Below are 22330 nucleotides of genomic sequence, written 5' to 3'. Positions count from 1 at the left end.
GATTTATCGGGCATGAAACGCAGCGGATTGCATCGACGACGGCTCTGGCTCGGCAGTGTCGCCGCATTAGAAATACTGGTGGCAGGCCCGGCCCTGGCCCAGTCGGCCGAAGGACCGCCTGGTCCGGACCGATCGCCGACCGCCCGACTGGGGGACATCGTGGTCACGGCGCGGCGACGCGAGGAGAATGTCCAGGACATCCCGATCGCCCTGAGTGTCGTTTCCAACGAATTGCTGGACAGTACCGGAACCAGCAATGTGGGGCAGCTGACGCAGCTCGTGCCCAGTCTGCAGATCCTGAGTTCCAACCCGCGCAACACGTCCTTCACGATCCGGGGTCTGGGGGCCAGCTATGGCCTGGCCAATGACGGTCTGGAACAGGGCGTCGGCCTGTATGTCGACCAGGTCTACAATGCCCGTCCGGCCACCGCGACGCTGGACTTCATCGACATCGACCGGATCGAGGTGCTGCGCGGGCCGCAAGGCACCCTCTTCGGCAAGAATACGACCGCGGGGGCGCTGAACATCACGACCCGGGCCCCGACGTTCACACTGGAAGGCGTGGGGGAGGTCACGATCGGCGACTATGGTCTGCGGCAGATCAAGGGGACGGTTGCAGGGCCGCTGTATGGCGATGTGGTTGCCGGACGCCTGTCGTTCGTGTCGAACCAGCGCGATGGCTTTCTGACCAATGTCACCAATGGCGAGAACCAGAACAACGTGAACGGCCTGAGCCTGAGGGGACAGCTGCTGATCCAGCCCGACGACCGGCTGAGCGTGCGCCTGTCGGGCGATCACAGCCGTCAGGAGACCAACTGCTGTGCCCAGGTCTATGTCACCTACGGACCGACGCAGCGACCGGCCGCCCAGCAGTTTCCGAACCTGGCGGCGGGCCGTGCCTATGCGCTTGCCAGCCTGAACCCCTATGACCGGCTGTCAGATGTCGATTTCGACATCCAGGCCGACCAGTGGCATGCAGGCGGTTCGGCCATCGTCGACTACGATTTCGGGGACATCGGCTTCACCTCGGTGACGGCCTATCGCGAGTGGGACTGGGAGCCCGCCAACGATCGCGACTATACGGCCCTCGACATCATCCGGCAGTCGGCCAACCCGTCCCACCAGAACCAGTTCAGCCAGGAGTTCCGCATCGGCTCGCAGGGGTCGCGGACGATCGACTGGACCGCAGGCCTCTATTATTTCGACCAGACGATCGATACCGACGGGGTCACCGAATACGGCCGGGATGCGTCCTACTGGCTGCTGGGCCCGACCGTCCCCTCGGCCCTGCTGGACGGCTACAAGGTGTTCAACGTGTCGAGCATCAACACCGAGTCCTGGGCGGTCTTCGGTCAGTTCACCTGGAACATCACGGACCGGTTCCGTGTCACGCCGGGCCTGCGTTACACCGACGAGTCCAAGTCCGGCACCTATACGGCGACGACGGCCGGAGGGCTGGTGACGACCGATGCGACCCTGATCTCGCGTCGCCTGGGTATTGCGCGGCCCCAGACCTATTCCGCCGAGATCTCGGACGGCAGCGTATCGGGCCAGATCGCCGCCTCCTACGACATCAACGACGACGTGCTGGTCTATGGCTCCTATGCCCGGGGCTTCAAGTCCGGCGGCATCAACATGGCGGGCCTGCCGACCCTGGCCAACGGCCTGCCCGCCCTGAACAGCGTCGAGGTCGACCCCGAAGAGGTCACCACCTATGAGCTGGGGCTGAAGACCCAGAGCTTCGACCGGCGCCTGACGGCCAATCTCGCGGCCTATTACACCGAGATCGCGGACTTCCAGGCCAATGTGGTCGATGCGGGGCCGGGCGCACTGCGCGGCTATCTGGCCAATGTCGAGAAGGTCGAGATTCGCGGCGTCGAACTGGACCTGACCGCGCGGCCTACGGACCGGCTGGACCTGTATGCCAATCTTGCCTGGACGGACGGTGAGTATGCGTCCTTTGCCAATGGCCCCTGCCCGCTCGAACGGATCGGCCCCGCGACCGCAGCCTGCGATCTGTCGGGCAAGGAGTTCCCGGGTGTGTCGCCCTGGGCCGGGTCCATCGGCGGCGAATACCGGTGGCGGGTGGAGCGGACCGGGGGCGAGATCCTGGTCGGGGCCGACGCCAGCTATCGCTCGGCCTATTTCGCCGATGCGGCGGTTTCAGAATATGCGCGGATCGACGGCTATGGCCTGGTCAACCTGCGAGCCGGCTATCGATCCGACGCCGGCTGGGAAGCCCAAATCTTTGTCCGCAATGCCCTGGACGAGGACTATCTGCAGTTCGTCAGCATCCAGACCGGCAACTCGGGCCTTGTGATCGGCAATCCGGGCGACCCGCGGACCGTCGGCGTCACCCTGCGCGCGCGGTACTGAGGGCGGGTCAGCCGAAGGCCAGCGCGCCGGCAAGACCCGCCAGGGCCACGATGACCACCGCATTGAACCGGCTTTTCCAGAGGTAGACGATCGCAAGGGCTGCGGCGAAGATCGGCAGGGCGGGCCACAGGGTGGGCAGGCGCGGGACGGTTGCCCACGCCAGCTGGAGCGTGGTGGCGGCGATGATCCCCACCACGCCGGCCGCCACCCCGGCCAGCAGGGTCTGTAGCCCCGCCATGTCCATCACCCGCTCGAGCCGCTCGTAGAAGATCATCAAGAAGGCAAAGGCGGGCAGGAACACACCCGCCGTGATCGCGAGCGCCCCCAGGGGTCCGCCCGCCACATAGCCCACGAAGGTGCAGAAGATGACGAGCGGTGCGGGCAGGACGCCGCTGAGCGCCACACCATCCAGGAACTGGCCTTCGCTGACCCAGCCCCGCCCGACCGTGTCGGCACGGACGAAGGGAATGGCCGTATAGGCTCCGCCGAAGGTCAGGAGCCCGGCTTTCAGCCCGGCAAGGAACAGGGCCAGGATGCCGGCCGCCCCGGCCTGTGTCGCTCCCGTGCTCGCGACGCCCAAATCGGGGCGGGACAATGACGGCCAGCCAACGCCGCTTTCTGCCGCGAGCATCAGCCCGACCGCGCCCGCTGTCGCCGCGAACAGACCGGCGGCGATGGCCAGGCGGGTGCGCCCGGCGTGTCCCAGCCCGTAGACGAGACCGGTCCCGGCCAGAACGATCCAGAAGCTGACGCCCAGCAGGGTGGCGGCACCGGCGATGATCGCGAGGCTCCACAGCAGGCGATCCTCGAGGATATGCTGGCCGATCCGGTGCACCGCGCGCACGATCACGGCGAGGACCGCCACCTGGATTCCGAGGAAGGTGGCGGCGAGCCCGGCCTGTCCGGGCCCGAAAGTCACATAGGCCCAGGCAGCCGCCATCATCAGCACGAGGCCCGGCAGCATGAAGCCGATCCCGGCCAGCAGACCGCCCAGCCGCCCCCTGGCCCGTATGCCGAGGTGGACGCAAAGCTCGTGGGCTTCCGGTCCCGGCAGGACCTGCATGACGGCCAGCAGCCGGTTGAAATGGCCTGGCGACATCCAGCGGTCGCGTTCGATGAGGTCGCGCCGGATCATGGCGATCTGGGCCACAGGCCCGCCGAAGGCCAGGCAGCCGAACATCAGGAACCGCCCGAACAGGGCCGGGAGGCTCATCCGGGCCGGACGAGGGTCATCTGAAGAATCGTGGGTCAGATCCGACACAATACGCGCTCCGAACCCCGCACATCGACGTGCGGCTGAAGGAGCGGACCTTGGACGGCGGGCCGTCTGGACGGGCGTCCGCGACGGCCCGTGCGGAAAGCCTAACGGAGCGCTTCGGCTCGGACAAGGCAGAAGTCACCCCGGGGGAATGGTCCCGGCCTGTCAGGGCAAGGGGATGTCCACCCGCTCATCCTCGGCATAGATGTAGGTCGCCGCGGGCTTGCGGTGCTGGTCGGGGATCTGGCGCTCGAAGCGCTGTGCGGCCCCCAGCGTCTCGCCCGGAAGCCATTCGAGGTGGGGGCGAAGCAGGTCGGTTTCGACCAGACAGAAATAGAACATGCCCACACTCCCCGTGCCCAGCCGCATGTGCGGCAGCTTGACCGTGGCACGCGCCCGCAGCGCGCGAGCGAACATAGGTTGAGATGCGGGGGTGCCTGTTCCCTAGCGGTCCTGGCCAGCAAAGGCCGTCCGCAACCGGCGGTGCAGATAGTTCTCGTCGAAGCCGGCGATCCGGTTCAGCTGAACCGGATCCTCGATGATGAGGCTGCCGCGCTGGAGGGTCATCGCGCCGGTGCCGCGGAGTTCCTTCAGCACCCGGTTCAGGTGAACCGGCGTCATGCCGAGCGAGTCTGCCAGCATGGTCTGTGAAAGGGGCAGGGCAAACGGCGGTTCGAGGGTGATGCCGATGTTGTGGGCCCGGAGGTAGAGTTCGCACATCAGGTGAGCGACGCGCTCAATGCTGGCCCGGCGACCCATGCTGGTGATCCAGGCCCGCATCGTGCCTTCGTCGATCAGTTGCGACAGGTACAAGGCTTTGGCGATGCCGGGATAGCGGGTGAAAACATCATCCATCTCGGGACGGGAAATCGTCGCCACGAGGGCGGGGGTGATCGTCTGGATACTGTGGTCCATTTCGGCCAGCAGGCCGACATGAAGATCGCAGCTGTCACCCGGCATCAGATAGGCCAGGATCTGTCGCGAACCGTTCGGCAGGATCTTGTAGCGGCAGGCCCAACCGTCGAGCACGACAAAGACCGGGCCGGGTCGGTCGCCTTCGCGGATCAGATCATGCCGGGCGGTGTAGAGCCTCTGATCCGCTGTGGCGGCCGTCAGGGCAGCAATGTCATTTGGAGACAGGCGCGAGAACCCGTTCAGCTTTTCGACGAAACGGTTACTCATCGCGCACCATCACACGCCAGCTCAGGCTTAGATATTGATCAAAGTTATAGTTCATTGTTGATGTAGGTGATAGATAACGCCGGACGGTCCCCTAGAAAGCCAGTCAAGCGGCGGCTCGGGCGAACCTTCCCTCGGCCAGAAGTGCGCCGAAGGAATCCGCAGCATGTCCATCGACCAGTCCAACGACAAAACGGATCTTGACGCCGCTCATGGCCCCGACGCCCATGGCCAGGCCGCGATGCTGCTGATCGAGAGCCTGATCCATGGCCTGATCTCGCGCCAGGTTATCACCGTGGCTGACGCGGTCGACATCGTCGACACGGCCATCGAGGTGAAGATTGATGGTGCCGCGGACAGGGGCGATTCACCCGCCAGTCTTCGACAGTCGCTGGGACTGTTGGATGCCATCGGCAACAGCCTGAGCCGGGACGTCCTGCTGGACTGACGCAGACGAGGCCCGGGCTATTCCGGCAGGCGGAGCTCGAAGGTCGTGCCCAGCGGGCCGGTCTCGACCAGCTTCAGCTCGCCGCCGTGGTTGGCCGCCAGTTCGCGCGAAATGGTCAGGCCGAGCCCCGTGCCGCCCGAGGCCTTGGAACTGACGAAGGGCTCGAACAGATGTTCGGACAGGCGCTGGGGGATGCCGGGGCCATCGTCCGCGATCCGGATCACGGTCATTCCATCCCGGCTTTCTGCCGTCAGGCGGACCGTGCCCCGGCCCTTGCGGTCGCCGCGACCGGCATCGGCCTCGATGGCCTGGCGGGCATTGCGCATCAGATTGACCAGGATGCGGTGCAACTGGTCCGGATCGGCATCGACGGCGAACCGGGCGGGGATGGAGCGGGTCAGCCGGACCCCTTCGGGCTCCAGGCCAGCATCCTCGGCCGCAGAGGCTGTCGCGGCGGCCAGCGGGATTCGGATGCGCTGGGGGGCCGGTTCCTCGCTCTTGCCATAGTCCAGCACATTGCGGGTCAGGGCGGCGGCCCGGCCCAGGGCCCGCTCGAGGCGCGGCAGGACGGCGGCGACCTGGGGGTCGGCGGAGCTCGCGAGCCGCTCTGACGCCATCTGGGCCGAGGTCAGCATGTTGCGCAGGTCGTGATTGATCTTGGCCACCGCCTCGCCCAGCGCGACCAGACGGGCGCGGGCCCGCAGCGACAGGCGGACCTCCTCCTGCATCCGGGCCAGCTCGCGCTCGACCCGACCGATCTCGTCGGCGCGGTCGGACGGGTCGGGGCTGGCGTGCTCAGGGTCGCCGGCAAAGCGTTCGATGGATCGCGTGACGCGCCGCAAGGGGTGGATCACAAGGAAGACCAGCGAGGCATAAAGCAGCGTGCCCGCCAGCACGGAGATCAGGACCGAGACCAAGAGGCTGTTCAGCAGGAAGGTCCGCAGTTCCTGTTTCAGCGGCTCGGCGGGGGCCAGGACCTCGATATAGTCGCCCGGGCGGTAGCGGGGCTCGGCCCGGACCCGGATGGAGCGGTCCGGGTGCCCCGTCAGGGTGCGCCAGGGGTCGGTCAGGCGCAGGGGGAGAGGCCGGTTGCGCAGATCGATGAAGTCGGGCGTGCGGGGCAGGCTGGGGGCCTGCAGCAGCTGTGACAGCACCCCCTCCTCGCTCACGGCCACGGCGGACACGCCGCCGATGCGCAGCAGCTGTTCGGCGACCTCGTCGGACACGGCATTGTAGGGCAGGGCTTCGACCCCGACCGAGGCCAGTTCGGCCGACTGGATCCGGTCGCGCAGCCAGCGCTCCTGGAAGGACGAGGCGCTGGGCACGATGATCAGCCCCCCCACTGCGACGGTGAAGACGGCGGTCAGCAGCAGCAGGCGCGAGGACAGGCCGTCGGGGGCCTGGAACGGCGGGCGTCCGGCCAGACGGCGAATTGGACCGGGCATGAGGGCCTTCATGCCGGCCTCGCAGCAGAAACGACGCAGGCGAGCTCCAGCAAGCGCGAGCCCTTCCCCTGGAGGGGGAAGGGTTGGGATGGGGTGGAGGCACGCTGGCACCAATGGTTTGCGTTCACCCGGCGCCCAAGGCCCGGGTGTTGAAGCCCCCCTTTGACAGGCTGCCTCCACCCAATCCCCGGCCCTTCCCCCTCCAGGGGAAGGGAGCATGAAGGATCCCATTTCATGCCGGACGCCGCTTCAGACGCGACTGAACTGTCTTCATGGCCAGGGGCAGGATGACAGCCAGCACGAACACGCCCGCCATCGGGGCCCAGAAGGCATAGAAGAGCGACGGGATATCGGGATCGGGATCGACCTGCAGCAGGTCATGCAGGCTGTCCCCGATCCAGCAGTAGATGAAATGAGCCGGCAACAGGCCGATGACGGTCGCGATCGTATAGGGCGTCAGCCGCACCGCCATGACACCCGCCGCCAGATTGATCATATGGAACGGCACCACGACCGCCAGACGACTGGCCAGCACATACCAGAAGGTGTCGCGGTCGATGGCATCGCAGACCCGCTGCATCAGGCCAGCATCGCGGGCCGCGCGGTTGCGAAGGACATCCCCGAGCGCCGAACGGGCGACGGCATAGACGACCAGGGCCCCGAGGGTGGCCGCGATCGAGGTCGCGATCCCGCCGACCCACGGCCCGAACAGATAGCCGGCGGTGATGGTCACGAAGAAGACACCCGGCACCACACTGGCCGTCAGGACGGCAAAGACCGCCACCAGCGCCAGCAGGCTGAGGACATAATGCCGGTCACAATAGGCCTGCAGGGCTTCGCCATGGTCGCGCAGGGTATCCAGCGACAGATAGCGGTTCCAGCCCATGCCGAAGATCAGGGCGATGACGCAGGCCAGGGCCACCAGGGGCCAGAAGCGGCGGATCAGTCTCATATCGCCCTCCTCTCGCTGGCGTTTCCTGCTCTTTCGGGCCTTCGGGCCGCGAGCATCGTGTTCAGCGGCGTTGACAGCCTGTCCGCTTTCGACTTATACGCCCGCCCTTCCCGCGACGGACGCTTTCTGTCTGGCGCGACCCTTTCAACCCGAGGAGCCGATCGTGAAGCGGACCTATCAGCCGTCGCGTTTAGTGCGCAAGCGCCGTCACGGCTTCCGTTCGCGGATGGCCACCAAGAACGGTCAGAAGATCGTTGCGCGCCGCCGCGCCAAGGGCCGCAAGAAGCTTACGGCCTAAGCGACCTTCCATGTTCGTTTGTCCCGTCGCAAGGCGGGACCCCCAGCACACAGCGGTTACGCGACAGGACTGGGTCCCGGGATCGACCGGGGTAAACGGAATGCAGGGTGACACTCCCAAAATCGAACGTCTGACTTCGCGGCCCCAGTTCCTGGCGGCCGCGAAGGGCGTTTCCCAGGCCCGCGGCGCTGTCGTTGTGCAGCGGCTGGACCGCGGCGACGAAGACGCCTCCATCCGCGTCGGCTTTACCGCGACCCGCAAGGTCGGGGGTGCCGTCGTGCGAAACCGCGCCAAACGACGCCTTCGCGAGGCGGCACGGGCTCTGGTTCCGCTTCATGGCGTGGCCGGCAGCGACTATGTGCTGATCGCCCGCATGGGCACGACGGGCCGTGAATGGGACCGGCTGCTTGACGATGTGAAATCGGCGCTTACAAGGCTGGCGACCCCGCAGGGCGCGGCCCAGACCCCTCAACACACGGCTGCCCACAAACCTCGCGATATTCCCGGCCAGGACCGCTTACCCGAATGAAGAACGAGAATACGCGCAATACGGTGATCTTCATCGTCGCGACGATGGTCATTCTGATCGGCTACCAGTTCTTCGTCATGCGCCCGCAGGCCGAGCGCATGCGGGCCGCCCAGATCGCAGAGGCCGCCCAGACAGCCGAGACGGCAGGGGTTGCAGCCGGAACGGTCGGCTCGATTGCCGCCCCGGCCCCGTCCAGCGCCATCTTCACGACAGACCGGACCCAGGCCCTGGGCACCGCAGCACGGGTGCGGATCGATACGCCACGGGTCCAGGGCTCGCTGTCGCTGCAGGGGGCACGGATCGACGACCTGTTCCTGAAGAACTATCGCGAAACGATCGATGCGGACGCCGCCCTGGTCGAGCTGTTCCGGCCGCAGGGCATGGAGCATGCCTATTTCGCCCAGTTCGGCTGGACCGGCCAGAACGTCGCTGGCGGCGTACCAGGGCCCAATACACTGTGGCGGCTGACGGCTGGCCAGACCCTGACACCGACAACCCCGGTCACCCTGACCTGGGACAATGGCCAGGGCCTGCGCTTCACGCGGGTGGTCAGCGTCGACACAGACTACATGTTCACGGTCGCCGATACCGTCGCCAATCTGGGCACGGCGCCGATCGTCATCGCCCCCTATGGTCGCGTCGAGCGCCAGGGCGTCCCCGCCGTCCTGGGCAAGCAGCAGATCCTGCACGAGGGTGCGATCGGTACCTTCTCCAACGACGGCAAGGCCATCACCAAACAGATCAAGTACGGCAAGTGGGCCGACGAGCCGCGTCAGGACTTCACCTCCACCGGCGGCTGGCTGGGCATCACCGACAAATACTGGATGGCCGCACTGATCCCGCCGCAGACGGAAGAGATCGAGGCCCAGTTCGTCATCACCGATCCTGAGCGTACGAACATCCACGAGGCCCGGATGCTGGGCGAGGCGCGTACCATCCAGCCGGGCCGTCAGGTCGAGGAGGTCCAGCACCTGTTCGCCGGGGCAAAGCGCAACGAGATCCTGTCGGCCTATGAGACGCGCCTCGACATCCCGCGCTTCATCTATGCGATCGACTGGGGCTTCCTGTGGTTCCTGACGCGACCGATCTTCCTCGTCGTGGAGTTCTTCTACGGCCTGGTCGGGAATTTCGGCGTGGCCATCCTGCTGCTGACGGCGACGATCAAGCTGATCATGTTCCCGCTGGCCAACAAGAGCTACGAGAGCCTGTCCAAGATGCGTCTGCTCCAGCCCAAGATGGAGGAGATCAAGACCAAGTTCAAAGACGACCCCCAGGCCCAGCAGAAGGAAACGATGGCGCTGTACCAGCGCGAGAAGATCAATCCGCTGGCGGGCTGTCTGCCCATCCTCGTGCAGATCCCGGTCTTCTATGCGCTGTACAAGGTGCTGTACGTGACGATCGAGATGCGGCATGCGCCGTTCTTCGGCTGGCTGCGTGACCTGTCGGCGCCGGACCCGACCAATATCTGGAACCTGTTCGGCCTGATCCCCTGGGATCCGGCAAGTGCGCCGCTGATCGGCGGACTGCTGGGCGGCGGGTCCGGCGGCGGTTTCACCCTGGCGCTCAGCGTCCTGGCGATCTTCTACGGCTTCACCATGTGGCTGCAGACGGCGATGAACCCGCCTGCGACCGACCCGGTGCAGCGGCAGATCTTCATGTTCATGCCCCTGATCTTCACCTTCATCATGGCGGTGTTCCCGGCGGGCCTGCTGGTCTACTGGGCCTGGAACAACATTCTGGGCATCCTTCAGCAGTACTACATCATGCACCGCTTCAAGGCCGAGAACCCGATCGACACCTTCTTTGCCCGGTTCAAGTCGGCCTGATGACCGACTTCACCGACGAGGAACTGGAGGCCGCGCGGATCCTGTTCGCGCGGCCGGCGACCTTCGTCATGGGGGCGGCCAAGATCGAGCAGCTGCCGGACCCCGACCTGCCCGAGATCGCCTTTGCCGGGCGCTCGAATGTCGGCAAGTCGAGCCTGATCAACGGCCTGGTGGGCATGCACAAGCTGGCACGGGCCTCCAACGAGCCGGGCCGGACGCGCGAGGTCAATTTCTTCGACCTGGACGGCAAGACGCGACTGGTCGACCTGCCAGGCTATGGCTGGGCCAAGGCGTCCAAGACGACGGTGAAGAAATTCCAGGATCTGGGCCGCGACTATCTGCGGGGCCGGGTCACGCTGAAACGGGTCTATCTGCTGATCGACGCGCGCCACGGGCTGAAGGCCGTGGATACCGAGGCGCTGGACGCCCTGGATACGGCAGCCGTGTCCTATCAGATCGTTCTGACCAAGGCCGACAAGATCAAGCCGCACGAGGCCGAGGCGGTCCGGGAAGCCACGCTGAAGGGCGTCTCCAAACGCCCCGCCGCCTTCCCCGCCGTCATCGTCACCTCGGCGGAAAAGGGCACCGGCATGCCGGAACTGCGCGCCGAGATCATGCGCACGACCGGCGCGGTGCTCTGAAGCCCACAGGCACGGGGTTCGATCCCCGATGATCGCGCCCTGCCCCGTTGCTCCACGCCGTCAATGCGCTAGTGTCATGAGCCCTTGTCCCAGCGGCGACTCGCTCGCCGCCGCACGCCGAGCCGAGTCCCCATGCAGCTGACCATTGAACGTTCCGCGCTCCTCAAGGCCCTTGGGCACGTTCAGAGCGTGGTGGAACGCCGGAACACCATTCCGATCCTGTCCAATGTCCTGCTGAGCGCCGGTCGCGACACCCTGTCGTTCGCCGCCACCGACCTCGACATGGAGATGGTCGATCAGGCCGATGCGACCGTCCAGGTCGAGGGCCAGATCACCGCCCCCGCCCACACCCTGTACGAGATCGTCCGCAAACTGCCGGAAGGGGCCGAGGTCGCCCTGACCTATAATGGCGACGATCCCCGGCTGACGGTCGCGGCGGGCCGGTCCCGGTTCAACCTGCCGGTCCTTCCGGCGGGCGACTTTCCGGTCATGTCGACCGACACCAGCGGCACCCGCTACACCCTGATGAAGGAAGACCTGGCGCGGCTGATCGACAAGACCCGGTTCGCGGTCTCGACCGAGGAGACGCGCTACTATCTGAACGGCCTGTACCTGCACACGGTGGCGGAGGCGGGCATTCCCCTGCTGCGCGCGGTCGCCACCGACGGGCACCGGCTTGCCCTGGCCGAGACCCCGGCACCCGAGGGCGCTGCTGGCGGCCCCGGCGTGATCGTGCCGCGCAAGACCATCGACCAGGTCCGCCGCCTGCTGGACGACGGCTCCGGCCCGGTCGAGGTTCAGGTCAGCCCGCAGAAGATCCGGTTCGAATTCGGCCACGCCTCCCTGACGTCCAAGGTCATCGACGGGGCCTTCCCCGACTACATGCGCGTGATCCCCAAGGGGAACGACAAACAGGCCGACATCGACAACACCGTCTTCAAGGGCGCGGTCGACCGCGTGGCCACCATCTCGGCCGAGAAGAGCCGTTCGGTGAAGCTGGCGTTCGAACTGGACCGAGTCACCCTGACGGTGCGCAACATGGAGGCCGGCCAGGGCGTCGAGGAGGTCGAGATCGGCTATTCCGACGAGCCGTTCGAGATCGGCTTCAATGCCCGCTACCTGCTGGACGTGGCCGGCCAGATCACCGGCGAGAACGCCACGTTCCGCTTCGCCGATCCCGCCAGCCCGACCCTGGTCCTCGATCCGGGCGATCCGGGCGTCCAGTATGTTCTGATGCCGCTGCGGGTCTAGGGTTCAGACCCGCTCAGGGCCCAATTCTCACATTCCGCTCAGGGCTCCTGTTTAAGATCCGCTCATCCCGGCGAAAGCCGGGACCCAGTGTTGTTGTGAGGCGCCGTGCGCGGGATGAGCGTTGGCCCGAAACGCTACATACCAGTTAGCCAAAGAACTGGGTCCCGGCTTTCGCCGGGATGAGCGGATTTAGAAACTATCTTTGATTGATTGTGGCCAGAACTTCGTGTTTTGGTTATTTCATGACCTTCTTCCCCTATATCCTGGCCAGCCGGCGGAACGGGACGCTCTACACCGGCTCGACGGACCAGTTGATCAAGCGGGTGAACGAGCATCGCAGCGGTCGGTTCGGCGGGTTCACCAGCCGGTATGGCGTGGCGCTCCTGGTCTGGTTCGAACGCCATGAAACGCGCCACGCTGCATTCGTTCGCGAGCGTCAGATCAAGGACTGGAAAAGGATCTGGAAGCTGGAACTGATCGAGCGATCCAATCCCGGCTGCGTGGATCTGATGGACAGGTTCGGACTGGTGGATTGAACCTAGCTCGCTCGTCCGGGCGCGAGCATTGACGCACCTGCGCCACCGCGTTTCAGGGCCCTGGCCCGGATCCACATTTCCACGCGCTGACCCACGACCAGTCCGATGGCGAAGATGAGGAAGGCGTCGGTGACCGCGCCGATGTTGAGGCCCAGGTCGGCATTCTGAAGCCAGAGCCTGACGGCACTGCGCAGCGCCATCAGACCGACGAGCACCAGCACGGCGAAATTCGACGTCCGGGCCATGACCTGAGCCGCATCGGCGTCATAGCGCATCGACACCGTCTTGGCCCGCCACCAGCCGGTCAGGCCACCCAGACCGGCGGCAACCACGAAGCCGATGTAGGCGACGGGGCCGAAGGGATCATGGGGCGTGAAGGCCAGTCCCATCCCGATCAGGAGGGTCACCAGCACGGGGACCATCCACAGCCGGCCGATATGCAACGGTCGCTCACGCCTTGGCTTAAGGAACAGGACCACCGCGATCCCGAGCGGAATGGCGATGGGCAGGATCGCTGGAAGGTCGCTCGCTCGCACTGAAAATCCCCCCGGATTGCAGGTCAGCCAGCCTCGACCACCTGTTCGATGGCACCGAAGATGGAGTGGTGACGTTCGTCAAGCATTTCGATGCGAACCGTGTCGCCATGCTTCAGGAACGGTGTGACCGCCGCCCCGCCGCTCAAGGTTTCGACCGTGCGGACCTCGGCAATGCAGGAATACCCCAGGCCGCCCTCGGACACCGGCTGGCCCGGACCGCCGTCGGCGTCCCGGTTGGAGACCGTACCCGAGCCGATGATGGTTCCGGCGACCAGCGAACGGGTCTTTGCCAGATGGGCGATCAGGGTGCCGAAATCGAAGGTCATGTCGGTGCCGGCATCGGCCTGGCCGAACGGGGCGTTGTTCAGGGAGACGGTCAGGGCTCCCGACAGCCTGCCGCCGTTCCAGCGATCACCCAGTTCGTCCGGCGTGACGAAGACCGGCGACAGGGCGCTGGCGGGCTTGGACTGGACGAAGCCGAAGCCCTTGGCCAGTTCGGCCGGGATTAGGTTGCGCAGAGAGACATCGTTGACCAGGCCGACCAGGCGGATGTGATCCAGCGCCTCGGTCGCCGAGATGCCCCGGGGCACATCGCCGGTGACGACCACGATCTCGGCCTCGAGGTCGCAGCCCCAGGCCTCGTCCATCAGCGGGATCGGATCGCGGGCACCAAGGAAACCGTCCGAGCCGCCCTGGTACATCAGGGGATCGGTCCAGAAGCTGTCGGGCACTTCAGCACCCCGCGCCTGCCGCACCAGGGCGACATGGTTAACATAGGCCGACCCGTCGGCCCACTGATAGGCGCGCGGCAGGGGAGCGGCGGCATCGCGTTCATGGAAACGACCGCGCGGCACGGCCTCATGCTCGAGGCTCTCGGCCAGGACGCGCAGCAGGGGGGCTGTCCGGTCCCAGTCGTCCAGCGCCGCCTGGAGGGTGGGGGCGATCAGGAAGGCGTCGGTGAACCAGTTCAGGTCCCTGGAGACGACGACGAGGCGGCCGTCACGGCCATGCTTCAGCGATGCGAGTTTCATGCCCGAGGGTTAGCCCCGCCTTGCCGGATTGAAAAGCGGGATCGTGAGCATCTGCTCAGGCGATGGTGCCCTCGACCGGCATGGGCTTGAGGTCCAGCAAAGCGAACAGACGGGCATCCTCGTCCTGCTCAGGGTTCGGGGTGGTCAGCAGGCGTCCCCCCACGAAGATCGAGTTGGCTCCCGCGAGGAAGCACAGGGCCTGCATCTCCGGGCTCATGGTCTCGCGACCGGCGGACAGACGGACCATGGCCCCGGGGCAGACCAGCCGTGCGACGGCGACGGTGCGGACGAATTCGATCGGATCGATCTCGCCCGTCTTCAGGACGCGCTCGCCCAGCGGCGTTCCGGTGACCGGCACCAGGGCATTGACCGGCAGGCTGTCGGGATGTTCCGGCAGCGTCGCCAGGGCATGCAGCAGGCTGGCGCGGTCGCGGCGGCTCTCGCCCATCCCGACGATGCCGCCGCAGCAGGTGCTCATGCCGGCGTCGCGTACATGCTGCAGCGTGTCGAGACGGTCCTGATAGGTCCGGGTGGTAACGACCTGGGTGTAGTACTCCGGGCCGGTGTCAAGGTTGTGGTTGTAGTAGTCGAGCCCTGCGTCCTTGAGCTGGCGCGCCTGATCGGCGGTCAGCATGCCCAGGGTGGCGCAGGTCTCCAGACCGAGAGCCTTCACGCCTGCGATCATGCTGGCCAGCTTCGGCGTGTCGCGGTCCTTCAGCTCGCGCCAGGCGGCACCCATGCAGAAGCGCGAGGCTCCGCCGGCCTTGGCGGCCATGGCCTCTGCGATGACGGCGGTGGCATCCATCAGCTTTTCGGCCTTCAGCCCCGTGTCGAAACTGGCGGACTGGGAGCAGTAACCGCAGTTCTCGGCACAGCCACCGGTCTTGATCGACAGGAGCTGGCTCTTCTGGACTTCCGAAGGATCGAAGCGGGCGCGGTGCACGGTCGCGGCCTCGAAGACCAGCTCCATGAAAGGTCGCGCGAACAGGGCCTCGACCTCATCCAGCGTCCAGTCGTGGCGCGGCAGGGTCATGTCGGACCGGGTCGTGGATTGTGGAACGGTGCGGAAGGGAAATGCGTCATCGGCCATGGACGCTGTCCTGTCCCAACCCGCTGCGAGGTGCAAGCCGGAGGTCTGTTTTTGCGTATGAACGAATTCTGTCGAACGACGTTCAGCCGCGGGTCAGCCTGAGGGATCCAGGATTGGCACAGTTCCCGATGCGTATCGGCCACAGTCGACGAACGACTCGTCCTCCGGGGCCACCTTCTGCCCGCCTTCACCGTTGCTTTCCGCCGCAGCGCGCCCATCCTGACCTGACCAAGAGGACCCAAAGCCCATGACCTCCAATGCCAAGCCCGATAACCCCCTGAGGCTGATCTCGCCGGAAAGCGAGGTCTATGACCTGATGCGCGCGCCCGTGACCACCGCAGAGCGGGTGAAACGGCTGCAGGCCGAGGCCAAGGCCCTGGCCGCCGAACAGGTCGATCAGCTGGAAGCGACCCTGCTGTCTGCGGCTGCCCTGGCCGCCGAGATCGCCAATGGCGGCGATGCCTATGCGATCGGGGCCCGGGAACTGGCCGCGCGCCTGTCCGAGGAGCTGACGGCCAAGGCCGAGACGCTCGAGGCCATCATGTCGCGGGTCAACCGCTAGGTCGCGAGGACGTCGCCTGCTTCCGGGTGGCGCTTGAACCAGACGACGGCATAACTGCAGTGCGGCTGCAGCCGGATCTGCTCGCGGCGCGCATGGTTTGCCAGGCTCTGCATGAACTGGCCCGCTGCGCCCGACCCCCGCAGTGCGGGATCGGCCTCGACGTGCAGGATGGCACGGGTGTCTCCGTCGATGCGGTAATCGGCATGGACCACGCGCATCGTTCCTGCCGCGTCGGTGAACCCCTGTTCGAAACGCTGTTTCGCAGTCACGTCGCGCAGATCGCTCATGGGGAATCTCCCGCCGTTACAAGGCCGACCCGCAAGGGGTCATCCGCCCTGAACCCGTCGACGCATCCACTGTTCCCGCGATCACGCAGGCTTGTCTGAAACCAGGTTCAGCAGACCGATCACGCTCTTCACCGTGAACCAGACACTGAGCAGGAACCACAGCACCCAGAAGACGATCAGGAACGGGATCCCGATCAGGACGAACGACATGGCCACGCTGATGGCGATCAGCACCCACAGGGCGATGGTCCACCAGAACACCGACCAGAACAGCACGATCTGGGCGTCCAGATGCTGGCGCGCCAGCCCCGTCGCCGAGCCGCGTCCCGCATAGGCCACCACCAGCCCGACCAGGACCAGAACGTTCGCGCTGGGGATCGACAGGATATACAGCACCCAGGCGATCAGGGCGGCCGGCTTGCCCTGCCCGTCCCGGCCCGGCTGAAAGATCGGTTCGTTGGTCATGTCGCCTCCTTCAGATCCACCAGCCCAGGGGCTTGAGGATCGGCTGGCCCGCCTTGAGCCGGAACACCCCGACCGCGCCGCGCACCATGACCCACACGGCCATCGTGAACAGGACGAAGACACCGAGGTTGATCACGATCAGCAGCACGCCCAGCACGGCCGCCCCGGCTGCCGTCAGCAGGGTGCGTTTCTGGTAGATGAAATGACTCGCAGCCAGATCCTGTTCCGGCGGCCGGCGCGTCATGACGGAGGCAAGGGCCAGAAGGGCCGAAACCCCGAAGGTCGGCACGGCAAACAGGATCAGCACATAGATGGCGAACAGGCCCACGGCCCCCTCCGGCAAGGCGACCGGCCGGGCGTCTGCGCGCCCGAACGCCTTGCGCACCGGGCTGGCGGGGGCGGCTGTTGCAAAGACCGGGGTCTCCACGGCCCAGGCCGGAAGGGGCTGGGGCTCGGACGCGGCAGGCGCGACGGGCTCGCGCGTGCGACCGGCCAGCGCCGCTGCCGAGGCGAAGCCGATCTGGTCGTCAAGATCGTCGTGATCGCCGGGTTCGGCCATCGAATGCCTCATGGGCCGCGCCTGCGGCAGATCGGGTTGGACAGATCAACAATGGCCGGGCCGGTCGTCCGGCGCAACCGTCACCGGCCGAAGACGACCTCGCAGCCGGGGGCCACGGCCCCGTCCAGCGCCCCAGGCTTCTCGATCCGGACGATGACCCGGCGCACCCTTTCGTCCGCCAGCACGGCCAGCGCCAGCCGCTCGGCAAAGCTCTCGACCAGACCGATATGACCCTCGGCGGCGATGGCGCGCGCGGCCTCGGCGATGGTCTCGTAGTTCACGGTGTCGGCCAGCCGGGTCACGGCCTGGGGCCCCATCTCCAGCGTCACATCGATGATCAGGGTCTGGAGACGGCCGATCTCGTGGTCATGGATGCCGATCCCGGCCTCGATCGCCAGGCCGCGCACGAAGACGGTCAGCCCCTCGTGCCGGGCGGACGTCAGGGTCGGAAAGGCGGCCAGGCCAGCCTTGGGGGAGGTCATCACGCTTCATCCAGAATGTCGGGGGTCTGCCAGGCCAGATGCTGGCCCCCGTCGACGGCGATCATCTGCCCTGTCACGAGGGCGGCGCCCACCAGCCAGGTGACGGCTTCGGCCACGGCCTCGGGACTGCCGGCGCGCTGCAGGGGCACGGCCGCCGCCTCGGCATCGAAATCGGCCTGGGTCTGGTGGATCGACGGCAGGGTCGGGCCGGGACCGACGCCATTGACCCGGATGCGCGGAGCCAGGGCCTGGGCCAGGGTCCGCGTCGCCCACCACAGGCCATTGCGCGACAGGGCATAGGAAAAGAAACGGGGGTCCGGCTTGAGCACCCGCTGGTCCAGCAGATTGACGATGGCGGAGCCGTCGGGGGCCTGGGCGGCAAAGGCCTCGGACAAGACCAGCGGCGCCCGCAGATTGGTCTCGATATGTTTGTCCCAGCTGTCGCGCGCCAGGGTGCCGATCCGGTCGTCCTCGAACACCGAGGCATTGTTGACCAGCACGGCCAGCGGCCCGAGCGCGGCAATGGCGGCAGGGACCAGGTCGCGGACCCGGGCTTCGTCGGTCAGATCCGCCTCGACCACCGCCGCCCGCCGTCCGAGCGCGCGCACTTCGACGGCGACCGCCTCGGCAGCCCCGTCCGATCCGCGATGATGGATGGCGACGTCGAAACCGGCCTCGGCCAGCTTCAGGCAGATGGCGCGCCCGATCCTCTTGCCACCCCCGGTGACGAGGGCCGCGCCGGGACGCGGACGCGTGTCAGTCAACCCGGCCGAACTCGATGAAGTTGATCAGGGCGAGAACGGCGACGAAACCGAGGATGATATAGAGGGCCAGCATGGGAAGCTCCTGTTCGGCTGTCGCAATAAGCCGGGATGCGCCGCGGTTCAAGCGGGGCGGTCGGCGCGGCACGGTCGACAGGGTCACACCGGCGCTCGTGTCGCATGGTTCAGGCTTCGGGAGGCCCTAGTGTTACGGGGCGCGCCCAGAGTGGCGCGAGCCCTTGAACAGGACCATTCCCTTGCCGCCTGTCCGTCCTCCCCTTCAGGGTCTGGCCGTGCCCAGCGGGCGGCTGGCGCGGCTGGCCAAATTCGGCGGGCTGGCGTCGGGGATTGCTGGGACCATGCTGGCCGACGGGGCAAGACAGCTGTCGCAGGGCAAGCGGCCCACGGTGGGCGACCTGCTGATGACGCCCGCCAATGCCATCCGGGTCACCGAACAGCTGGCCCAGTTGCGCGGGGCAGCGATGAAGGTCGGGCAGCTGCTGTCGATGGACGCGGGCGAAATGCTGCCGCCCGAATTGGCCGACATCCTGGCGCGGCTGCGGTCCGACGCGCGTCACATGCCGGAGGTCCAGCTGCGCGCCGCCCTGAACCGCCGCTGGGGCCGCGGGTGGGAAGACCGGTTCGAGACGTTCGACTTTACCCCGATGGCCGCGGCTTCGATCGGTCAGGTCCACCGGGGCCGGACGATCGACGGGCGCGACCTGGCCATCAAGGTCCAGTACCCGGGCGTGCGCGACAGCATCGACAGCGACGTCGACAACATCGCCACCCTGATGCGGGTCTCCGGCGTGGTGCCCAAGACGCTGGATGTCACCGCCATCCTGTCCGAGGCCAAGCGGCAGCTGCACGAGGAGGCCGACTACGACCGCGAGGGAAGGTATCTAGCGCGGTTCGGGGCCCTGCTGGCTGATGCGCCGGACTTCCGGGTGCCGGCGCTGCATGCCGATCTGACACGGCCAACGGTGCTCGCCATGTCCCATGTCGCGGGCGTGCCGATCGAGACCCTGGCCGAGGCGTCACAGGAAGAGCGCGACCGGGTCGTGACCCTGCTGGTCCAGCTGCTGCTGCGCGAGCTGTTCGAGTTCGGCCTGATGCAGACCGATCCCAATTTCGCGAACTATCTGTACGACCCGGTCACGCGCCAGATCGTGCTGCTGGACTTCGGGGCGGCGCGAGACCTGCCGCCGGCCATCGTCGAAGGCTATCGCCGTCTGCTGAGGGCCGGGATCACGGCGGATCGCGAGGCCGCGCGCCGGGCTGCGCTCGACATCGGCTTCTTCGCGGCGGATGCCGATGCCGAACGTCAGGACCAGGCCATGGCGCTGTTCGATCTGGCGATGGAGCCGCTGCGCCGGCCCGGCCCGTTCGACTTCTCGGAGACCGGACTGACCACCCCCCTGCGCGAGCAGGGCATGGCGCTGGCCCAGGACCGCAGCTTCTGGCACGTGCCGCCGATCGACACCCTGTTCCTGCAGCGCAAATTCGGCGGGGTCTATCTGCTGGCCAGCCGGCTCAGGGCAAGGGTCGATGTGCGGGCCATGCTTGAGGCCTACATCTGACCGCTCGTCCCGGCGAAAGCCGGGACCCAGTGCCTTCGCGTGGTACCATGCGCGGGATCGGGGTCCGGTGTCCGATCCGAGCATCTGCTTGCCCAAAGCGCCGGGTCCCGGCTTTCGCCGGGATGAGCGGCTAGAGGTACAGTGACTTGCGATCCAGCGGCAGGCCGCTGGGGCCCGGGCGGCGGCGCTGGGCGACGGTCTGGTAGACCAGCACCGACCCGCGCTCGAAACCCTTGGCGAACAGCGCAAAATAGATCAGCCACAGCCGGGCCCGCGCCTCGCCCACCATCTCGTAGGCAGCCTCGCGGTTCTCATACAGGCGCCGGGTCCATTCGCGCAGGGTCAGCTCGAAATGCTCGCGCATGTCCTCGACATCCAGCGTCTCGAACCCGAGCCGGCCCAGGTTGGTGACCGTCATGCCGATGGTGTCCAGCTCGCCGCCGGGGAAGATGAAGCGGGTGATGACCCGGGTCGTGGCCGTCGGCCGGATCGCATCGCGCCCGCCGCGCCGGACCGAGGCCTGGTGGAAATACAACCCGCCCGGCTTCAGCAGCCGGTGCATCTGGTTGAAGTGGCGTTCGTGGTTGGCAAAGCCGGCATGTTCGAACATCTCGACCTGGGCGATGGCATCGTAGCCGCCCGGCTCGTCGACCTCGCGATAGTCCTTCAGCTCCAGGGTGACGCGGTCCTCCAGCTTCAGCAGCCGGACCCGCGCCCGCGCATGATCGAGCTGGGCCTGGGACAGGGTCACGCCGTGGACATTGACCCCGTAGTTCTCGGCGGCCCAGCAGGCCAGCCCGCCCCAGCCGCAGCCCACGTCCAGCAGCCGCTGACCCGGCTGGAGCCGAAGCTTGCGGCAGATCCGGTCCAGCTTCTCGGCCTGGGCCTCCTCCAGCGAGGCGTCCGGCCTTGTGAAATAGGCGCTGGAATAGACCATACGCGGATCCAGGAAGAGGCCGTAGAAATCGTTGCCGACATCATAGTGGAACTGGATGAAGTCCTGGTCCCGGCGAGCGCCCTTGTCGCGACCGACGCCGTCATCGCCCGTGGCATCCCAGGCGGGCAGCTGGGTCGCTGTGTCGTCCGAGCCACCCAGCAGGAAGGGGACGGCTTCTCGCGCGACCATCATCTTGTCGGCACGTTTCGCCAGATGGACGGCGCGACCATGGTCCCAGCGATCGGCGGCCTCCAGCGGACTGCCGCCCTCGACCCGCAGGTCGCCCGAGGCGAACATCTCGAACAGTGTCATCAGGCCTGGCTTGAGCAGCAGGCGGCGCACGACCGAGGGCCGGGCGATGACGATCTGGATATCGTCGCGGGCATCGGGGCCCAGCGGCAGGACCTCGCCGTTCCACAGTCGCACAGACAGGTCCGCCCGAAGCAGGTCCGCGACATGGGCGATGATGCGGCGCGCGGCAGGCAGTCGGCGGTCGGCGTCGGCAGTCATGGAGCGTTCTCGTCTGGACGGGAGTGCGGCGGTCGGTCGGGCCCGTCTTTGCACGATGGGACAAATCAGGGCTAGGCTTCGTCCGGTTTCGACCCGCAAAGCGGCTTTTCGACCCGATCCGGACGGGTTTTCCGTTGACTCGGGAACACCCCTCCGTATATGTCGCCGCTCTTCGCCCGCGGGGTCTCCCGGCGGGCGCATTCTTTTTTGCGTTTACGCTGAGGCTCAATATGTACGCGGTGATCAAGACCGGCGGCAAGCAGTACCGGGTTCAACCGGGCGACGTCATCGTTGTCGAGAAGCTCGATGGCGACGCAGGTGCGAACGTTTCGTTCGGCGACGTCCTGATGCTTGGCGGCGACAAGGGTGTGACCCTGGGTGCCCCCCTGATCTCGGGTGCGTCGGTTGCCGCGACCCTGATCGAGACCCGCAAGGGCGAGAAGGTCAAGATCTTCAAGAAGACCCGCCGTCAGGGCTATCGCCGTACCAACGGCCATCGCCAGATGGAATCGGTCCTGCAGATCATGGGCATCGAAGGCTCCGGCGAGAGCGCCAAGTGGGACGGCGAGGTCAACATGATGACCAAGGCCGAGATCAACGCCCGCGCCCGCGGCCTGGCCCCGCGTGTCGAGACGACCGAGGTCGAGGCCAAGCCGGCCAAGGCTCCCAAGGCTGAAGTCGCCGCCGAAGCCACCGAGACGCCCGTCGCGGCCAAAAAGGCTCCGGCCAAGAAGGCTGCCACGAAGACTGAACCCGCCGCCGACGCTTCGGCCGACGAAGCGTAAGCATAG

At 66.7% G+C, this 22330-nt stretch carries 26 protein-coding genes; 11 read left to right on the top strand and 15 right to left on the bottom strand.

The genetic code is table 11. From position 1 onward, the window contains the following. Positions 1–12 precede the first annotated feature (12 nt). Entirely contained in the window at positions 13–2376 is a 2364-nt protein-coding gene (locus GGR13_RS15250; RefSeq protein ID WP_183214432.1) for a TonB-dependent receptor, read from the top strand. Positions 2377–2383: 7 nt separating this feature from the next. Here the strand turns inward: GGR13_RS15250 and chrA are convergent, their stop codons facing one another. From chrA to GGR13_RS15235, 3 genes are all read right to left on the bottom strand, one after another. Further along, complete coding sequence (chrA, locus tag GGR13_RS15245; RefSeq protein WP_183214431.1) at positions 2384–3589, bottom strand: chromate efflux transporter; 1206 nt, start codon at positions 3587–3589, stop codon at positions 2384–2386. Positions 3590–3799: 210 nt separating this feature from the next. Beyond that, positions 3800–4051: a hypothetical protein gene (locus GGR13_RS15240; protein ID WP_183214430.1), complete on the bottom strand. Its 252-nt coding sequence runs from the start codon at positions 4049–4051 to the stop codon at positions 3800–3802. Positions 4052–4078: 27 nt separating this feature from the next. After that, complete coding sequence (locus tag GGR13_RS15235; RefSeq protein ID WP_183214429.1) at positions 4079–4816, bottom strand: Crp/Fnr family transcriptional regulator; 738 nt, start codon at positions 4814–4816, stop codon at positions 4079–4081. A gap of 163 nt (positions 4817–4979) precedes the next feature. Between GGR13_RS15235 and GGR13_RS15230 the strand changes: the two genes are divergently transcribed. Further along, the gene (locus tag GGR13_RS15230) at positions 4980–5261 is read left to right on the top strand and encodes a hypothetical protein (RefSeq protein ID WP_183214428.1); all 282 of its coding nucleotides are present in this window, start codon (positions 4980–4982) and stop codon (positions 5259–5261) included. 17 nt (positions 5262–5278) lie between these two features. Here GGR13_RS15230 and GGR13_RS15225 read toward each other — a convergent pair whose 3' ends face one another. Then, positions 5279–6706 (bottom strand): sensor histidine kinase, encoded by a 1428-nt coding sequence (locus tag GGR13_RS15225; protein WP_246347899.1) that lies wholly within the window; start codon positions 6704–6706, stop codon positions 5279–5281. A gap of 232 nt (positions 6707–6938) precedes the next feature. Then, positions 6939–7658 carry a TVP38/TMEM64 family protein gene (locus tag GGR13_RS15220; RefSeq protein ID WP_183214426.1) on the bottom strand — a complete coding sequence of 240 codons (720 nt, stop codon included), beginning with the start codon at positions 7656–7658 and terminating at the stop codon, positions 6939–6941. Positions 7659–7821: 163 nt separating this feature from the next. Between GGR13_RS15220 and rpmH the strand changes: the two genes are divergently transcribed. The 6 genes from rpmH to GGR13_RS15190 all read left to right on the top strand — a co-directional run bounded on the left by rpmH (position 7822) and on the right by GGR13_RS15190 (position 12739). After that, positions 7822–7956 carry a 50S ribosomal protein L34 gene (gene rpmH, locus GGR13_RS15215; RefSeq protein WP_013268133.1) on the top strand — a complete coding sequence of 45 codons (135 nt, stop codon included), beginning with the start codon at positions 7822–7824 and terminating at the stop codon, positions 7954–7956. A 100-nt stretch (positions 7957–8056) separates the two neighbouring features. After that, a complete protein-coding gene (rnpA, locus tag GGR13_RS15210; RefSeq protein WP_183214425.1) occupies positions 8057–8485 on the top strand; it encodes a ribonuclease P protein component in 429 nt (142 codons plus the stop codon). After that, positions 8482–10311, top strand: a complete 1830-nt coding sequence (gene yidC / locus GGR13_RS15205) for a membrane protein insertase YidC (RefSeq protein WP_183214424.1) — start codon at positions 8482–8484, stop codon at positions 10309–10311. The genes rnpA and yidC overlap by 4 nt, the downstream gene beginning before the upstream one ends. After that, on the top strand, positions 10311–10952 hold the full coding sequence (gene yihA / locus GGR13_RS15200) for a ribosome biogenesis GTP-binding protein YihA/YsxC (RefSeq protein ID WP_183214423.1): 642 nt from the start codon (positions 10311–10313) through the stop codon (positions 10950–10952). Before yidC ends, yihA begins: the two co-directional genes overlap by 1 nt. 132 nt (positions 10953–11084) lie before the next feature. Beyond that, the gene (dnaN, locus tag GGR13_RS15195; protein WP_183214422.1) at positions 11085–12203 is read left to right on the top strand and encodes a DNA polymerase III subunit beta; all 1119 of its coding nucleotides are present in this window, start codon (positions 11085–11087) and stop codon (positions 12201–12203) included. Between the two features lie 242 nt (positions 12204–12445). Then, complete coding sequence (locus GGR13_RS15190; protein WP_183214421.1) at positions 12446–12739, top strand: GIY-YIG nuclease family protein; 294 nt, start codon at positions 12446–12448, stop codon at positions 12737–12739. A gap of 2 nt (positions 12740–12741) precedes the next feature. On the opposite strand, the gene GGR13_RS15185 is transcribed toward GGR13_RS15190, so the two are convergent. The 3 genes from GGR13_RS15185 to bioB are packed head-to-tail and all read right to left on the bottom strand — an operon-like array spanning position 12742 to position 15339. After that, positions 12742–13275: a CcdC protein domain-containing protein gene (locus GGR13_RS15185; RefSeq protein WP_183214420.1), complete on the bottom strand. Its 534-nt coding sequence runs from the start codon at positions 13273–13275 to the stop codon at positions 12742–12744. A gap of 23 nt (positions 13276–13298) precedes the next feature. Further along, positions 13299–14306: a fumarylacetoacetate hydrolase family protein gene (locus tag GGR13_RS15180; RefSeq protein WP_183214419.1), complete on the bottom strand. Its 1008-nt coding sequence runs from the start codon at positions 14304–14306 to the stop codon at positions 13299–13301. Between the two features lie 55 nt (positions 14307–14361). Further along, positions 14362–15339 carry a biotin synthase BioB gene (gene bioB, locus GGR13_RS15175; RefSeq protein WP_425486105.1) on the bottom strand — a complete coding sequence of 326 codons (978 nt, stop codon included), beginning with the start codon at positions 15337–15339 and terminating at the stop codon, positions 14362–14364. Positions 15340–15643: 304 nt separating this feature from the next. Between bioB and GGR13_RS15170 the strand changes: the two genes are divergently transcribed. Next, positions 15644–15958 carry a hypothetical protein gene (locus GGR13_RS15170; protein ID WP_183214417.1) on the top strand — a complete coding sequence of 105 codons (315 nt, stop codon included), beginning with the start codon at positions 15644–15646 and terminating at the stop codon, positions 15956–15958. On the opposite strand, the gene GGR13_RS15165 is transcribed toward GGR13_RS15170, so the two are convergent. The 6 genes from GGR13_RS15165 to GGR13_RS15140 form a co-directional block, all read right to left on the bottom strand. Beyond that, the gene (locus tag GGR13_RS15165; RefSeq protein WP_183214416.1) at positions 15955–16245 is read right to left on the bottom strand and encodes a GNAT family N-acetyltransferase; all 291 of its coding nucleotides are present in this window, start codon (positions 16243–16245) and stop codon (positions 15955–15957) included. The two genes, GGR13_RS15170 and GGR13_RS15165, sit on opposite strands and share 4 nt — an antisense overlap. 81 nt (positions 16246–16326) lie before the next feature. Further along, positions 16327–16710 carry a hypothetical protein gene (locus tag GGR13_RS15160; RefSeq protein ID WP_183214415.1) on the bottom strand — a complete coding sequence of 128 codons (384 nt, stop codon included), beginning with the start codon at positions 16708–16710 and terminating at the stop codon, positions 16327–16329. A gap of 10 nt (positions 16711–16720) precedes the next feature. Continuing rightward, on the bottom strand, positions 16721–17269 hold the full coding sequence (locus tag GGR13_RS16705; RefSeq protein ID WP_246347898.1) for a hypothetical protein: 549 nt from the start codon (positions 17267–17269) through the stop codon (positions 16721–16723). Between the two features lie 80 nt (positions 17270–17349). Continuing rightward, the gene (locus GGR13_RS15150; RefSeq protein ID WP_183214414.1) at positions 17350–17751 is read right to left on the bottom strand and encodes a dihydroneopterin aldolase; all 402 of its coding nucleotides are present in this window, start codon (positions 17749–17751) and stop codon (positions 17350–17352) included. Beyond that, positions 17751–18515 (bottom strand): SDR family oxidoreductase, encoded by a 765-nt coding sequence (locus GGR13_RS15145; RefSeq protein WP_183214413.1) that lies wholly within the window; start codon positions 18513–18515, stop codon positions 17751–17753. The genes GGR13_RS15150 and GGR13_RS15145 overlap by 1 nt, the downstream gene beginning before the upstream one ends. Next, positions 18508–18675, bottom strand: coding sequence for a hypothetical protein (locus tag GGR13_RS15140; protein WP_183214412.1), 168 nt, complete (start codon positions 18673–18675; stop codon positions 18508–18510). The genes GGR13_RS15145 and GGR13_RS15140 overlap by 8 nt, the downstream gene beginning before the upstream one ends. A 94-nt stretch (positions 18676–18769) precedes the next feature. Between GGR13_RS15140 and GGR13_RS15135 the strand changes: the two genes are divergently transcribed. Then, the gene (locus GGR13_RS15135) at positions 18770–20092 is read left to right on the top strand and encodes an ABC1 kinase family protein (RefSeq protein ID WP_183214411.1); all 1323 of its coding nucleotides are present in this window, start codon (positions 18770–18772) and stop codon (positions 20090–20092) included. A 130-nt stretch (positions 20093–20222) separates the two neighbouring features. On the opposite strand, the gene GGR13_RS15130 is transcribed toward GGR13_RS15135, so the two are convergent. Further along, complete coding sequence (locus GGR13_RS15130) at positions 20223–21539, bottom strand: SAM-dependent methyltransferase (protein WP_183214410.1); 1317 nt, start codon at positions 21537–21539, stop codon at positions 20223–20225. A 230-nt stretch (positions 21540–21769) separates the two neighbouring features. On the opposite strand from GGR13_RS15130, the gene rplU reads away from it, so the two are divergent. Next, positions 21770–22324 (top strand): 50S ribosomal protein L21, encoded by a 555-nt coding sequence (gene rplU, locus GGR13_RS15125; protein ID WP_183214409.1) that lies wholly within the window; start codon positions 21770–21772, stop codon positions 22322–22324. The last annotated feature ends 6 nt before the right edge of the window (positions 22325–22330 follow it).

The organism is Brevundimonas variabilis, from assembly GCF_014199945.1.
GTDB lineage: Bacteria > Pseudomonadota > Alphaproteobacteria > Caulobacterales > Caulobacteraceae > Brevundimonas > Brevundimonas variabilis.
Note: the sequence above shows the minus strand (reverse complement) of the source record. Positions and strands in the feature narration are given on the sequence as shown.

What these genes read in the sequence shown, in the direction of transcription:
- GGR13_RS15250 (WP_183214432.1), top strand. Translation starts at nt 13, where the DNA reads ATGAAACGCAGCGGATTGCATCGACGACGGCTCTGGCTCGGCAGTGTC.
- chrA (WP_183214431.1), bottom strand. Translation starts at nt 3,589, where the DNA reads ATGAGCCTCCCGGCCCTGTTCGGGCGGTTCCTGATGTTCGGCTGCCTG.
- GGR13_RS15240 (WP_183214430.1), bottom strand. Translation starts at nt 4,051, where the DNA reads ATGTTCGCTCGCGCGCTGCGGGCGCGTGCCACGGTCAAGCTGCCGCAC.
- GGR13_RS15235 (WP_183214429.1), bottom strand. Translation starts at nt 4,816, where the DNA reads ATGAGTAACCGTTTCGTCGAAAAGCTGAACGGGTTCTCGCGCCTGTCT.
- GGR13_RS15230 (WP_183214428.1), top strand. Translation starts at nt 4,980, where the DNA reads ATGTCCATCGACCAGTCCAACGACAAAACGGATCTTGACGCCGCTCAT.
- GGR13_RS15225 (WP_246347899.1), bottom strand. Translation starts at nt 6,706, where the DNA reads ATGCCCGGTCCAATTCGCCGTCTGGCCGGACGCCCGCCGTTCCAGGCC.
- GGR13_RS15220 (WP_183214426.1), bottom strand. Translation starts at nt 7,658, where the DNA reads ATGAGACTGATCCGCCGCTTCTGGCCCCTGGTGGCCCTGGCCTGCGTC.
- rnpA (WP_183214425.1), top strand. Translation starts at nt 8,057, where the DNA reads ATGCAGGGTGACACTCCCAAAATCGAACGTCTGACTTCGCGGCCCCAG.
- yidC (WP_183214424.1), top strand. Translation starts at nt 8,482, where the DNA reads ATGAAGAACGAGAATACGCGCAATACGGTGATCTTCATCGTCGCGACG.
- yihA (WP_183214423.1), top strand. Translation starts at nt 10,311, where the DNA reads ATGACCGACTTCACCGACGAGGAACTGGAGGCCGCGCGGATCCTGTTC.
- dnaN (WP_183214422.1), top strand. Translation starts at nt 11,085, where the DNA reads ATGCAGCTGACCATTGAACGTTCCGCGCTCCTCAAGGCCCTTGGGCAC.
- GGR13_RS15190 (WP_183214421.1), top strand. Translation starts at nt 12,446, where the DNA reads ATGACCTTCTTCCCCTATATCCTGGCCAGCCGGCGGAACGGGACGCTC.
- GGR13_RS15180 (WP_183214419.1), bottom strand. Translation starts at nt 14,306, where the DNA reads ATGAAACTCGCATCGCTGAAGCATGGCCGTGACGGCCGCCTCGTCGTC.
- bioB (WP_425486105.1), bottom strand. Translation starts at nt 15,339, where the DNA reads ATGACCCTGCCGCGCCACGACTGGACGCTGGATGAGGTCGAGGCCCTG.
- GGR13_RS15170 (WP_183214417.1), top strand. Translation starts at nt 15,644, where the DNA reads ATGACCTCCAATGCCAAGCCCGATAACCCCCTGAGGCTGATCTCGCCG.
- GGR13_RS15165 (WP_183214416.1), bottom strand. Translation starts at nt 16,245, where the DNA reads ATGAGCGATCTGCGCGACGTGACTGCGAAACAGCGTTTCGAACAGGGG.
- GGR13_RS15160 (WP_183214415.1), bottom strand. Translation starts at nt 16,710, where the DNA reads ATGACCAACGAACCGATCTTTCAGCCGGGCCGGGACGGGCAGGGCAAG.
- GGR13_RS16705 (WP_246347898.1), bottom strand. Translation starts at nt 17,269, where the DNA reads ATGGCCGAACCCGGCGATCACGACGATCTTGACGACCAGATCGGCTTC.
- GGR13_RS15150 (WP_183214414.1), bottom strand. Translation starts at nt 17,751, where the DNA reads ATGACCTCCCCCAAGGCTGGCCTGGCCGCCTTTCCGACCCTGACGTCC.
- GGR13_RS15130 (WP_183214410.1), bottom strand. Translation starts at nt 21,539, where the DNA reads ATGACTGCCGACGCCGACCGCCGACTGCCTGCCGCGCGCCGCATCATC.
- rplU (WP_183214409.1), top strand. Translation starts at nt 21,770, where the DNA reads ATGTACGCGGTGATCAAGACCGGCGGCAAGCAGTACCGGGTTCAACCG.